9 protein-coding genes are annotated in these 12,584 nt (G+C 66.6%); 4 read left to right on the plus strand and 5 right to left on the minus strand.

Going from position 1 to position 12,584, the window contains the following annotated elements:
• The 3 genes from ASD79_RS25195 to ASD79_RS17930 all read right to left on the minus strand — a co-directional run.
• Positions 1 to 96 (minus strand): hypothetical protein (locus tag ASD79_RS25195; protein ID WP_235523774.1); only part of this gene is annotated, 96 nt, incomplete at its 3' end.
• Positions 97 to 170: 74 nt separating this feature from the next.
• On the minus strand, positions 171 to 2,069 hold the full coding sequence (locus tag ASD79_RS17925) for an NPCBM/NEW2 domain-containing protein (RefSeq protein ID WP_056724149.1): 1,899 nt from the start codon (positions 2,067 to 2,069) through the stop codon (positions 171 to 173).
• Between the two features lie 32 nt (positions 2,070 to 2,101).
• Positions 2,102 to 3,139, minus strand: coding sequence for an alpha/beta hydrolase family protein (locus tag ASD79_RS17930; RefSeq protein WP_235524507.1), 1,038 nt, complete (start codon positions 3,137 to 3,139; stop codon positions 2,102 to 2,104).
• 331 nt (positions 3,140 to 3,470) lie between these two features.
• Between ASD79_RS17930 and ASD79_RS17935 the strand changes: the two genes are divergently transcribed.
• Positions 3,471 to 5,543: an alpha-L-arabinofuranosidase C-terminal domain-containing protein gene (locus ASD79_RS17935; protein ID WP_156400568.1), complete on the plus strand. Its 2,073-nt coding sequence runs from the start codon at positions 3,471 to 3,473 to the stop codon at positions 5,541 to 5,543.
• A gap of 34 nt (positions 5,544 to 5,577) precedes the next feature.
• Here ASD79_RS17935 and ASD79_RS17940 read toward each other — a convergent pair whose 3' ends face one another.
• Entirely contained in the window at positions 5,578 to 6,606 is a 1,029-nt protein-coding gene (locus ASD79_RS17940) for a cupin-like domain-containing protein (protein ID WP_056724154.1), read from the minus strand.
• Complete coding sequence (locus tag ASD79_RS17945; RefSeq protein WP_235524508.1) at positions 6,603 to 7,289, minus strand: SapC family protein; 687 nt, start codon at positions 7,287 to 7,289, stop codon at positions 6,603 to 6,605. The genes ASD79_RS17940 and ASD79_RS17945 overlap by 4 nt, the downstream gene beginning before the upstream one ends.
• A 310-nt stretch (positions 7,290 to 7,599) precedes the next feature.
• Between ASD79_RS17945 and ASD79_RS17950 the strand changes: the two genes are divergently transcribed.
• The 3 genes from ASD79_RS17950 to ASD79_RS24050 all read left to right on the plus strand — a co-directional run bounded on the left by ASD79_RS17950 (position 7,600) and on the right by ASD79_RS24050 (position 12,522).
• Positions 7,600 to 10,578, plus strand: a complete 2,979-nt coding sequence (locus tag ASD79_RS17950) for a TonB-dependent receptor (protein WP_056724157.1) — start codon at positions 7,600 to 7,602, stop codon at positions 10,576 to 10,578.
• Between the two features lie 61 nt (positions 10,579 to 10,639).
• The gene (locus tag ASD79_RS17955) at positions 10,640 to 12,184 is read left to right on the plus strand and encodes a tryptophan halogenase family protein (protein ID WP_082585007.1); all 1,545 of its coding nucleotides are present in this window, start codon (positions 10,640 to 10,642) and stop codon (positions 12,182 to 12,184) included.
• Between the two features lie 11 nt (positions 12,185 to 12,195).
• On the plus strand, positions 12,196 to 12,522 hold the full coding sequence (locus ASD79_RS24050) for a hypothetical protein (protein ID WP_235524510.1): 327 nt from the start codon (positions 12,196 to 12,198) through the stop codon (positions 12,520 to 12,522).
• Positions 12,523 to 12,584 lie beyond the last annotated feature (62 nt).

The raw sequence follows: 12,584 nt of genomic DNA on the forward strand, positions 1-12,584 counted from the left end.
GCGCTCCAGATACAGCGCCGTCATGTCCGCGTTGTCCGGATTGTCGAACCAGGCGCGCGAACGAAGGGCGCGGGGCGGAACGGCGGCAGAGCTCATGACGTCAATCGTCCCATTTCGTACAGGTCTTCAATCGCACTTCGGTTTCCTCGCGGCTGGATCGCCGCCTCGCGCTAACGATGCAGCGCCGCGTCGCCCCAGGTGACGGGATCAGGATGTCGCGAGGCGCCGGGCGTTCGCGCGACCAGTTCCAGCAGCTTGACCCCTGAAACCTCGACGCCGAGATTCTGCGGCGGCTGGCCGAATCTCAGCGGCCGCGACTTCGCCAGAAGCTTGCCGTCGCCATAGACCAGAAAGGTCACGGGCCCAGAGCGATCCTGGGCGGAATCGTCCACGCCGACGCTGGCGGTGAAGCGACGGAAGCCGGCGTTGCGCACTTCCAGGCGCGAATTGGCCAGGACGCCAAGGCCGGTCTCGAACCGCCGCCCGGCGATCGCCAGTTCCTGGTCGTAGGGGGTGCGGTCGGCCTGGGCCCCGCCCCAACCGCCGTAACGAGGCGGCTCGCCAAAGCCGCGCGTGCCGCGCCAGGGCAGGATGGCGCGGTGGACCAGCGGGTCGGCCTGCGGGGTCACGACCCCGTCGATCGCGGGGTTCACCGCCCCGGGCTGTTCAGAGAGAAAGACGCCGTCGGTGAGCTTGCGCGCGCCCCTGGCTCGGAACACCAGAGTCTGGCGCGGCGCCAACTGGAACTTCTGGTCGGCGCGGAAGCGGCTCGCCGCGCCGGTCCAGAGATCCGTGAGCTCGATGTCGGCCGTGGCCAGGAACTTCAGGTGATCCGCGGTGAGTACGGCCTCGGCCGGCGCGGCCGTGCGGTTGAGGATCGCCACGGCCTTGTCGCCGCCGGCGAGCGTCTTGACGAAGATGGAGAGGTCGCCGGAATCGAAGGCCAGCACGGCCTGGTTGCCCGCCGGATCCTGGTTCAGCGCGATGATGTCCCGAGCGCCCAGCACGTCCAGCAGCGACGGCGCGGCCGTCCTCAGGTCGTAGCCGATGATAAGCGGCGCATTGACCATCGCCCAGAGCGCGAAATGCGATCGAGCCTCGACCAGGTGCGCTTCGTCAAAGTCGCCCTTGCCGACGTACAGCATGTCCGGATCGTTCCACGAGCCGGGATGCGCGTAGAGGGCCCGCCGGGAGACGCTGTCGAGATTGTGCAGCATCCGGCTCCAGGTCGGCGAAATGTCCTCGCTGGTGCGCGACATGGCGCCGACGTCCTTGCCCCAGGCGCGCACGTCGGCCGCGCCCCACAGGCAGATCGAATAGACGAAGTCGCCGTCGGGGTTGCTGCGATCCAAGGCCGCGCCCACCGCCTGGTAGAGAGACCGAACCGCCGGAATGTCCGTGCGCCCGAGGGAGTCGACGTCGACCAGTGGCCCCAGCGCGCGATATTGTCCCGCCTTGACCCGAGCGTCGGTGGGCGGCAAGCCCCGCACCCCACACCCGTCGACCTTGATCAGATCGAAGCCCCACTCTTGAAAATAGAGGGCGATGTCCTGGTCGACGTGGCCATAGAGGCCGACTTCCCGTTCGCGCACGTCGCCTTCGGGCTGGTTGGGAAGGGTCGAGGTGAAGACCTGGCCGCAGCTGTTGCGGCCGATGTCGGAATAGATACCGGCCTTCAGGCCCATGGCGTGGAGCCGGTCGGTCAGGGGCCGAAAACTGGTCCCGCCGTCCGGCGTCGCGGCCGACGGGAAGCGGGCCGTGCGGATCAGCATGCGGCCGTCGCTGGCGCGGCGCTTGAGCCACCAGCCGTCGTCGATGTTCACATAGCGATAGCCTTTGGCCGCCAGGCCGGCATCGACCAGGATCTGGGCCGAGGCCATGACCTTTTCTTCATCGATGTCGCTGGTGAAGGCGTTCCAGCTGTTCCATCCCATCGGCGGCGTGCGCGCCGCGGCGCGCTCGTAGGCGGTCCAGCGGCCAGCCGCCGCGAGCGGATCGGCGTTCGCGGCGGTGGCGAAGCCGGCGAGCACGACGGCGAGGACCGCGGCGACGGAGCGAGCGAAGATCATGGGCGTCCTGGGCAAAGGCTTGGTCCGTCGGTCTAGCGCGCCGTGAAGGCCAGGTTGGCGCCGAAGAACGGCAGTACGTAATCCTGGATCCGCCGCGCCACGTCGCTGGTGTGGTCGCCGGGATAGATCTCGAAGCTGTTGGCGACGCCGTAGCGGTCCATGGATTCGTGCAACTTGGCCGCGTCGGTCTTCAGGCTATCGCGGTCGCCGACGTCGATGGCGATCGCCTTGTAGCGGCGCAACGCCCCGACATACTGGTCGACGAAGGCCAAGGGCGCATTGGCCGCCCACTTGGCCAGCACGTCGGGCTGGACCTGGCCGTTCTCCACCGGAAGGTCCAGATAGAGCGGCGGCTTCTTGGGGTTTGGCGACCAGGCCGCCGCCGTCGCCATCTGGGCCCGAAGGCCCCAAGGCAGCTTCTGCGCGTCCTCGAGCGTCTTGACCTGGGCCAGGGCCGTCGCGGCCTCGGCGTTGAACTGGCCAGGGTCGCGCGGCGAAAGACAGCACGGGCTCATCATGTAGAGCGCGCCGAACACGTCGGCATGGCGCATGCCGATGCGGCTGGCGCCATAGCCGCCCATCGAATGGCCCACCAGGCCCCGGCTCTCACGTCTGGGCAGGGTGCGGTAGTGGCCATCGATGTAGCCGACCAGGTCCTTGGCGATGAAGGTCTCGAAATCGCCCGTCGTCTGCGAGCTGGAATACATCGATCCGTTGTGGACCGTCTTGCTGTCGGGCAGCACGACGATCATCTCGGCCGCGCCGCGCGCGAAGGCGCCTTCGATGGTCTGGGGAACGTGGATTTCGCCAATCCACTGCTCCGCCCCGATCGAATAGCCGTGAAGGGCGTAGACGACCGGATAGCGCCGGTCAGGATGGCTCTTGTAGCCCGGCGGCAAGACCACGATCACGTCGCGATCGGCGCTCTCGCCTTCCAGATTGCCTTCGATGGCGAGGGAATGGACCTTGATCCTTTCGACCGTCGCGGGTTTGGCGCCGGCCACTGGAGGCGGCGCGTTCGTCGTCACCTGGGCGCCCGCCATGGTCGGTAGAGTCAGTCCGAGCGCCATGATCGCCGCGAGGCGAACACAGGACCGAAGACCGCGGACGCCGCCGCCCCGCGTGTCACAGGCGATCATTCAATCCTCCCCCGTCGCACATCTTGACATTGCATGGCGCGACTTGTTAGCGCTACCATTTGTCGGGCTAAATATAGTCATGTCAAGGGACGCCGAAGGGCCTGAGCTGCCTTTCGTGGACCAACTTCGTCAGAACGAACGCCGCCAGCGCCGCCACCAACCCAATGCTCCATCGAATTCGCGCGGACGACGGGCAAAAGCACCACCGCCTGATTGCAAAGGGGCGGAAGGATAAAATGACTGAGTAATTAGGGAGAACGTCATGCGCTATGGATGGATGCTGGCCACCTGCCTGGGCTGGGCGATGGCCGTGCCGACAGGGGTCGACGCCGAACCGGTCAAGGTGACGATCGACGGCGCGCGCCGCGCCGCCCCGGTCACCAAGTACGAATACGGCATGTTCATCGAACCCATCGGCGGCCTGGTGGCGCGCACGCTGTGGGCGGAAATGCTGGACGACCGCAAGTTCTACTATCCGGTCGTGCCGGCGGCCCTCGACGCGCCGCCGCCCCTGAACGCCGAGGGACGCCCCGGCGTCAGCTATCGCAAGTGGCGGCCCATCGGCGGCGACGACGCCGTGATCATGGATTCCAAGGCGGCCTATGTCGGCGTCCAGAGCCCTCGCGTCGCCCTCGACGGGACGATCCGCAAGGGCTTTTCGCAATCGGGCATCGGGCTGGCCAAGGGCAAGCGCTACGACGGTTATGTATTGCTGTCGGGCGACGCGTCGGCCCAGGTCGAGGTCGCGCTGGTCTGGGGCCCCGGCACGGACGACCGACAGACCATCGCCCTTCCCTCTCCCGGCGCCGATTGGAAGCGCGCCGCGTTCAGCTTCACCCCGGCCGCCGACGCCGCCGATGCGCGCCTGGAGATCACCGGCCTGGGTTCGGGCTCGTTCCGCGTCGGCGCGGTGTCCTTGATGCCTTCCGACAATGTTCGCGGCTGGCGCGCCGACAGTACGGCGATCGCCCGTTCGCTCAATTCGGGCATGTGGCGCCTGCCCGGCGGCAACTTCCTGTCGAACTGGGACTGGCACGGCGCGCTCGGCCCGCGGGACAAGCGCGCCCCGATGTTCGACCACGCCTGGAGCGCGATGCAGCCCAACGACATCGGCATGGACGAATGGATGGACCTGACCAAGATCCTCGGCGTCGAGCCCTACGTCACCGTCGACGCCGGACTTGGAGACGCCAATTCGGCGGCCGAAGAGGTCGAATATCTCAACGGGCCGGCGACCAGCGTCTGGGGCGCGCGCCGGGCCGCCAACGGCCACCCCGAGCCGTATGGAGTCAAGTTCTGGAACATCGGCAACGAGCCCTATGGCTGGTGGCAGATCGGCAAGACCTCGCTCGACTATTTCATGATCAAGCACAACGCCTTCGCCGCCGCGATGCGCGCGGTCGACCCGACGATCACCCTGATCGGATCCGGCGCCATGCCCGACCAGCTGCATCCGCGCGAGGCCCAGGAGAACGCTTCGCTCGAGAGCATCGCGCCGAAATTCGGAACCGAACAGGACTGGACGGGCGGCCTCCTGGCCAAGGCCTGGGGCAATTTCGACGGCATTTCCGAGCATTGGTACGACCGGCCCGAGAAGCGTCCCAACGCCCCGGCCGACGCCGAGTTGATGGAATATGCGCGCTCGCCCTCCAACCAGGTGCGGATGAAGGCCGAGGAATGGAAGATCTACGAGCAGCGCTTCCCGGCCATGAAGGACAAGAAGGTCTTCCTGTCGATCGACGAGTACGCCTATTTCGGCGAGGTCAATCTGAAGTCGGCCCTGGCCTACGCTCTGGTCCTGCAGGAGATGTTGCGCCACACCGACTTCCTGACCATGGGGGCGTTCACGACCGGCGCCTCGACCATGGACATCACCTCGACCGACGCGACGCTCAATTCGACCGGGGCGGTATTCAAGTTCTATGGCGAGCACTTCGGCGCCGGCGTCGTCCCGATCGCCATCTCGGGAAACGCGCCGCAGCCCGAGCCAAAATATCCGGTCGGCTATGATCACCCCAAGGTGCTGGCCGGCAGCCCCACCTATCCGCTCGACGTGATCGCGGGTCTGAGCCCCGACGGCAAGACTTTGCGGATCGGCGTCGTCAACGCCACCTTCACCGAGCAGTCCCTGAACCTCGACCTGAAGTCGCTGGCGGTTCGCGGCGCGGGTCGGCGCTGGATTCTGACCGGCGCGTCGCTGGAGGCGGCCAACAAGGTCGGTACGCCCGCCGGCGTGACGGTCACCAGCTCGGCTTATCGCCCTGGGTCTCGCCTAGTGGTTGGGCCGATCTCGGCGACCGTGTTCGAGTTTCCCGTCGCGGCCGGCGATCGATAGGGATGCGGGGCGTCGACCTCGGCGATCGGCGCCCTCAACCGCCTCGTAGCATCCGCATCACGCCAGCGCGGATCTTTCCGTAGGCGCCGTCCGCCAGCGGCCCGAGGATGCCGTGACGCGACGGCGGCAGGTGGCTCAGAGGATGCCCATCCGGGCGAAAAACGTAATGATCGAAGAACGCGCGCCAGGCCTGGCGCTCGGCCGGCGGACGCTCGGCGATGGCGATCATGGCCAGCATCATCGTGGCGAACGGCGCGTCGGGTCCGGCTGAAAACCCATCCCACCAGTAGTTGACGAGCAGGTTCCTGGGCTCGAGCGCCTCGACCTGATGCCACCACAGCTTGGGCAGGTAGAGCGCGTCGCCAGGCGCGAGCTCGACCACGGCGGCCCGATCCCGCGCCTGCTCGAAGCGCGGATAGCGTGGATCGCCCGGCTCGGCGCCGACCGCTAGCCCCACGGGTTGGCCCGCCAGGGTGTGGTCGATGGGTCCGACATAGAGATCCCCGACGGCGTCCGGCGGATAAAGCGTGAAGCGCCGCCGGCCGGCGACCACGCAAGCCAGGTTGTCGTAGGTGTCGTAGTGGCAGGCCACCCGGCTGGCGTTGCCGAGCCAGACGCGCGGCCGTGCGGTTCGCGGCAGGAAGGCGACCCGGTGTTCGAGGTCGAAGCCGGGCAGATAGTCCTCGGTCGGGAGCGAGCCCATGTAGACAGTGGCGCGGCTCGTGTCGGCGGCGGCCTGGCCGATGCGCTCCAAGGCCTGGCGCAGGGTCAGCGACTCGCGATCGAAGTTGAAGCCGTCAGGACCTTCGCCATAGTGGTACCGCCCGGCGATGGCGGGCGCGCCGATGAAGGCCTGGCCGGTCAATCCGGCGTCGAGGACCAGGAGATAGTCGGCCAGATCCTGCCAGGATCGGGCGGCCGCCCGTGTCGAGGGCCAGTCGCGGCACAGACCTCTCAGCACCACGGGCCCGCAGGACTGGGCCACGTCGCGCGCGAAGCCCGCCGCGTCCCATTCCGGCGCGGGATCGAGCTCGACAACCTCGACCGGTCGCCCCGAGGTCATGCCGCCAGCCGCTCGTTTCTCAGGTGGGCCAGGACCGAGACCTGCTTGAGCGATCCGGCCATGGCGAAGATCAGTTGCAGGTAGCCGCGGCGAAAAAGATCGAGCACGGCCGCGTCTTCCAGTTCGGCCAGCGTGTCGAGGCTGACGGTGTAGAGACCGCCAAGACTGAGGGACCGCCCATCGTCGAACGACAGATCGACATCGATCGGCTCAACCAGGCGACGGGCGACGATCGCCTGGATGAAGGCGTCGGTCTCCGGGACGCCGACGCTGAGCTGACCCAGCACATGCTGGATTCGCCGCAACGCCTGGCTCGGCTGCCCGTCCGCCTCGAAGAGCGCGGTTCCGCGCTCGGTGGCGAAACGGGGATGGCCGGGATCGATCGCGATCGCGCCCCCGGACGGGAGGAAAAACCCCTGACGTTCAAGATCCAACGGCAGGAACGCGCATCGACCGGGCGCGTCGCGCAGCAGCAGATTCTCGCCCGGCTCGAAGCCGAACATCGCCCCGGCGTAGAATTGCCCCGTCTCCGGATTCTTGGTCAAGAAGATCGGGCAAGTCGCCGCGGCGGCCGCGAATTCGGCGGCCACGATCTGGACGAAATACGGTTCTTCGGTCGGAAGATCCGCCTGGCGCAAGCCGGCGTGATGCTGAGCGTTCAGCAATTCCAAGTCCATCGCCATGGTTCTTCCTCCTTGCGGGCCGCTTGTCGGCTTGGCCTGCATGCGTCTTCGAACGATCGATAGCGGCGATCAGAACGCACGTCCAACCCAGTAGCGATTACACCGACAAATACTCTTGATACCGGTACCTGTTAGCGCTACCTTCCTAGTAACAAGAATATAAAATTACGCAGGGAGGTTGTGATGCGATCGGACCGCAAGGACGACGGCTGAATCCCCTTTACTCGTGAATACAATAAGTTACGGCCGAAACATGCGTTCGGCCGAGCGAGTACGCACGCGTTCATTCCATTGAACCGGGAGGGGAAAAATGAAAAAGCCCAAGCTTTCTAATCAGAGTAATACGACCGCGCGTCAGCGCGTTTCCAAGGCCGCCCTGGTTGGCGCTTCCAGTCTTCTGACCCTTGTGCTCTGCGGCGCGGCCAACGCCGCCGAGCGCGCCGGAGATGAGCCGATGGCCACGGCCGCGGCCACGTCCGCGCCCGCCGCTGAACCGGCCGCCGCTCCCCAGTCCAACGACTCCACCACCGTCGGCGAAGTCATCGTCACGGGCCTGCGCGGTTCGCTGCAGCGCAATCTCGACATCAAGCGCAACTCGGAGGGCGTTGTCGACGCCATTTCGGCCGAGGACATCGGCAAGTTCCCCGATTCCAACGTGGCCGCGTCGCTGCAACGCCTGCCGGGCGTCTCCATCCAGCGGTCCGGCGCCCGCGGCGAACCGCAAGGCATCACCGTTCGCGGCTTTGGCGGCGACTTCAACGAAACCCTTTATGACGGGCGCCGGATCTCGACCGCCACGGGCGGACGTTCGGTGGACTTCAGCACCGTCGGCGCCGACTTCGTCGGCGGCCTGTCGGTGCTCAAGACCCCGGACGTGTCGCTGTCGAGCAGCTCGATCGGCGCGACGGTCAATGTCCAGTTTCCCAAGCCGTTCGACCGTCCCGGCCGGCGCATGGCGTTCACCGCCTCCGGTTCGCTGCAGGACGACGCCGGCAAGGTGGTGCCGACCATCGGCGCCCTGTTCAGCGACACCTTCGCCGACGACAAGTTCGGGGTGCTGGTCGACGCGATGTACACGCGCCACGACACCCAGACCAACCGCGTCTTCGTCAGCGGCTGGCCGGGCGGCTACTACAGGCCTTGCCAGCTGACGCCCACCTGTACGGACGCCGAGCTGCGCGACCCGACCAACAAGACCATCCTCGGTTGGTTCGAGCAGCAGTATGGGGCCACCCAGGTCTACACCAAGGATGAGCGGGTCGACGGCCGCATCGCCCTGCAATGGAGCCCGGTCGACGGCGTGACGGTGACGCTTGACGACAACTATTCGCGCCAGACCATCCGCTCAGACAACTTCGGCTACGGCATCTGGTTCAACCAGGACAACCTGAGAAACGTCAAGCTGGACGAGAACGGCACGACGGTCGACTTCACGCAGTCCGGAGCACAGACCGATTTCACGGCGGGGACCGATCGCTCGGTCCTGCAGACCAACCAGACCGGCCTGAACCTCAAATGGGACGTGTCCGACAACCTGAAGTTCGAGGCCGACGCCAGCTACGCCAAGAGCTGGCTCAATCCCGGCGGCCAAATCACCAGCGACAACGCCGACGTGGGCTACGGCTTCGGCATCGGGCCGTCCCTGGGCATCAGCATCGGCGGCGACAGCAAGAACACCCTGCCGGTGCTGCACGGCTACGGCCCCAACGGCGACGCCGCGCGCTGGGTCGACACCTCGGTCATCGGCTCGCACGTCACCGTGCGCCAGGCCCAGGAGAACACCGACGTCGTCAAGCAACTGCGGTTCGCCGGCGCCTGGGAGCAGGAAGGCTTCCGCATCAAGGCGGGCGGCAGCTACCTGGAAGACCACTACCAGTTCCAGCAGAGCAACACCTTCGTCAACAACTACTGGCAGGCCTATCCCGGCTACGGCCCTGCCTCGGGCGCCAACGGCGGCGTCATGGTTCCGGCCAGCCTGTTCACCGGCAAGGTCAGCACCAACAACTTCATCCCCGGCTTCGACGGCGCCCTGCCGCCGTACCTGCTGAAGTTCGACGCCCACGCCTATCAGCAGTTCCTGACGAGCCTGGGCAATCCCCAGACCCAGAACATTCCTGGCTTCAACTATGGCCCCCCCCCTAAGGTCCCTGGGACCGTCGGGGCCAACTTTACCGGCGCGTTCGACATGGCGCTCGACAACGGCAGCATCCGCGACATCACCGAAAAGACCTGGGCGCTGTTCGTGAAGGCCAATTTCGAGGTCGACGTGGCCGGTATGCCGTTCCACTTCAACGCCGGCGTGCGTGAAGAAAACACCCACGTCACGGCCAACGGCTTTGGTCAGCTGCCCACGGAGATCACGCGCGGGGCCGGCGATCCGACCCTGCTGACCGTGAAATTGAGCGATCCCCAGGCCGTCTCGACCAAGAGCAATTACTCCTACCTGTTGCCCAGCCTCGACATGAAGCTGGAACTGACCGAGAGCCTACACCTGCGTCTGGACGCCTCGCGGACCCTGACCCGTCCGGGCCTCAACCTGCTGACGCCCGTGCTCAGCGTCGGGACCGGCCAACGGGTCGGCGCCTTGACGGCCAGCGGCGGCGCCCCGGCGCTCAAGCCCTATCTGGCCGACAACTTCGACGCGGCGCTGGAGTGGTACTACCGGCCCAACTCCTATGCCTCGATCGATTTCTTCGTGAAGGACGTCAGCAACTTCATCGTCGGCGGCACCCAGCGGCAGACGATCAACGGCGTGATCGATCCCTCCACGGGCCAGCCGGCGATCTTCAGCGTCACCCAGCAGGTGAACGGACCGGAGGCGACCGTGCGCGGCGTCGAACTGGCCTGGCAGCACGTGTTCGGCGACAGCGGCTTTGGTTTCAACGGCAACGTTACTCTGGTCGACACCAACAAGCCCTATGATCGCACCGACATTTCCCAGAGCGGCTTTGCGATCACCGGCCTGGCGGACTCCGCCAACCTCGTGGCCTTCTATGACAAGAACGGCCTGGAGGCGCGGGTCGCGATCAACTACCGCAAGGAATATCTGCGCGGCTTTGGCCAGAACCAGAATACCGGCGCCTTCGGTTCGGAACCGACCTTCGAAAACCCGAACCTGCAGATCGACTTCAGCACCAGCTACGCGCTGACCAAGCAGATCAATCTGTTCTTCGAGGCCTTGAACCTCACCAACGAGACGCAAAGCACGCACGGACGGTTCGACAACCAGCTGCTGGACGTGTTCGCCTACGGCCGGCGCTACACCGCCGGCGCTCGCTTCCGCTTCTAGGTCCCCTTGGCTGGGAACGTCGCTTCGGCGGCGTTCCCAGCCGCTTCTTTGTGCCGAGGCCATGGTGCGTCCTGTCAAAAACATCGTGATCGTCGGCGGCGGGACCGCCGGATGGCTCACCGCCGGCCTCATCGCCGCCAAGCACCGCGCGCGCCTGGCGACGGGCTTCACCGTCACCTTGGTGGAATCGCCGAACACGCCGATCATCGGGGTCGGCGAAGGCACTTGGCCGACCTTGCGCACCAGCCTGGCCAAGATCGGCGTTTCCGAGACCGACTTCTTCCGCGAATGCGACGCGGCGTTCAAGCAGGGGGCCAAGTTCGCGCGCTGGACGACCGGCGCGGCCGACGACGCCTATTATCATCCGCTGATGCTGCCGCAGGGCTTTGCGCAGGTGAACCTCGCGCCGCACTGGCTCGTCGGCGCCCGCGGGCAGAGCTTCTGCGACGCGGTCACCCCACAGGGACGACTCTGCGACGAGGGGCTGGCCCCCAAAACCATCACCGCGGCGCCCTATCAAGGCGCGGCCAACTACGCCTACCACCTCGACGCGGGCAAGTTCGCGCCCTTCCTGCAGCGACACTGCTGCGACAAGCTCGACGTGCGCCACGTCCTGGCCGACGTGCAGAGCGTGTCCATGACCGACGACGGCGATATTCGCGGCGTCGTGACGAAGCAGCATGGCGAGATCCAGGGCGACCTGTTCGTCGACTGCACCGGCTTTCGCGCCTTGCTGCTGGGCGACGCGCTGGGCGTGCCGTTCCGCGACTGCGGCGACGTGCTGTTCTGCGACACCGCGCTGGCCATCCAGGTTCCCTACGAAACCGAAACCAGCCCAATCGCCAGCCACACCATTTCCACGGCCCAGTCGGCCGGATGGATCTGGGATATCGGCCTGCCCACCCGCCGCGGCGTCGGGCACGTCTATTCCAGTCGCCACATCAGCGACGAGGACGCCGAGCGCGAACTGCGGGCCTATATCGGCCCGGCGGGCCGCGACCTTCCGGCCAGGAAGATCCCGATCCGTTCGGGTCATCGCGAGACGTTCTGGAAGCGCAACTGCGTGGCCGTCGGCCTTGCCGCCGGCTTCCTCGAGCCGTTGGAAGCGTCCGCCATCGTCTTGATCGAGCTGTCGGCCAAACTGATCGCCGAGCAGATGCCCGCCTGCCGCGAGGTAATGGACATCGTCGCCGCGCGGTTCAACGCCACCACGCACTACCGGTGGGGCCGCATCATCGACTTCCTGAAGCTGCACTACGTTCTCAGCCAGCGGTCGGACAGCGCCTTTTGGCGGGACAACCGCGCGCGGGAGACGATCCCCGACCGGCTGGCCGATCTGCTCTTGCTCTGGAGCCATCAACCGCCGTGGCTGCACGACGAGTTCGACCGCGCCGACGAGGTCTTTCCGGCGGCCAGCTATCAATACGTCCTCTACGGCATGGGGTTTCGCACGCAGATCGAGCCGCAAGCCCTGGCCGATGAGCGGGTGCTCGCCGAGCGCGCCTTGCGCGAGACCGCGGCCCAGACCGAGCGACTGCGCGCCAGCCTGCCGCGCCACCGCGACCTGATCCGCAAGATCGTCGAACACGGCCTGCAGCCCGTATGACGCTGCCCGGCGTGTCCGCCTCTGTCTTGGCGCTATGCCTGCTGGGCGCGGATCTGGCTCAGGCCCAGTCGCTACCGACCGTCGCGATCCCCAAGGTCACGTCGAGCGATCGGCCAAATTCCGAACAGGCCTTCGCCGCGGTGGAGATCCACGAACGCCCGAAGCCCGTTCCGCTGGTCTTCGAGGTTTCGCCGCGCGGCTCGGACGCCGGCGACGGATCGACCGCCCGCCCGTTCGCCAGTCTCGCTCGGGCCCAGGCCGCCGTGCGCGAGCTGGTCCGATTACGCCAACAATCGCCTTGTCGAAAACATCCCCGTCGAGGGCCAGGCCTGGCCTGAAGGCGCGCGCGGCGTGATCGCGCGCGCCGGCCCGGCTCCGTCCCGCTGACGCCCCTCCCCGA

The sequence above is a fragment of the Caulobacter sp. Root655 genome (assembly GCF_001427665.1).
Classification (GTDB): domain Bacteria; phylum Pseudomonadota; class Alphaproteobacteria; order Caulobacterales; family Caulobacteraceae; genus Caulobacter.

What these genes read in the sequence shown, in the direction of transcription:
- ASD79_RS17945 (WP_235524508.1), bottom strand. Translation starts at nt 7,289, where the DNA reads ATGGCGATGGACTTGGAATTGCTGAACGCTCAGCATCACGCCGGCTTG.
- ASD79_RS17930 (WP_235524507.1), bottom strand. Translation starts at nt 3,139, where the DNA reads ATGGCGCTCGGACTGACTCTACCGACCATGGCGGGCGCCCAGGTGACG.
- ASD79_RS17955 (WP_082585007.1), top strand. Translation starts at nt 10,640, where the DNA reads ATGGTGCGTCCTGTCAAAAACATCGTGATCGTCGGCGGCGGGACCGCC.
- ASD79_RS17935 (WP_156400568.1), top strand. Translation starts at nt 3,471, where the DNA reads ATGCGCTATGGATGGATGCTGGCCACCTGCCTGGGCTGGGCGATGGCC.
- ASD79_RS17925 (WP_056724149.1), bottom strand. Translation starts at nt 2,069, where the DNA reads ATGATCTTCGCTCGCTCCGTCGCCGCGGTCCTCGCCGTCGTGCTCGCC.
- ASD79_RS17940 (WP_056724154.1), bottom strand. Translation starts at nt 6,606, where the DNA reads ATGACCTCGGGGCGACCGGTCGAGGTTGTCGAGCTCGATCCCGCGCCG.
- ASD79_RS17950 (WP_056724157.1), top strand. Translation starts at nt 7,600, where the DNA reads ATGAAAAAGCCCAAGCTTTCTAATCAGAGTAATACGACCGCGCGTCAG.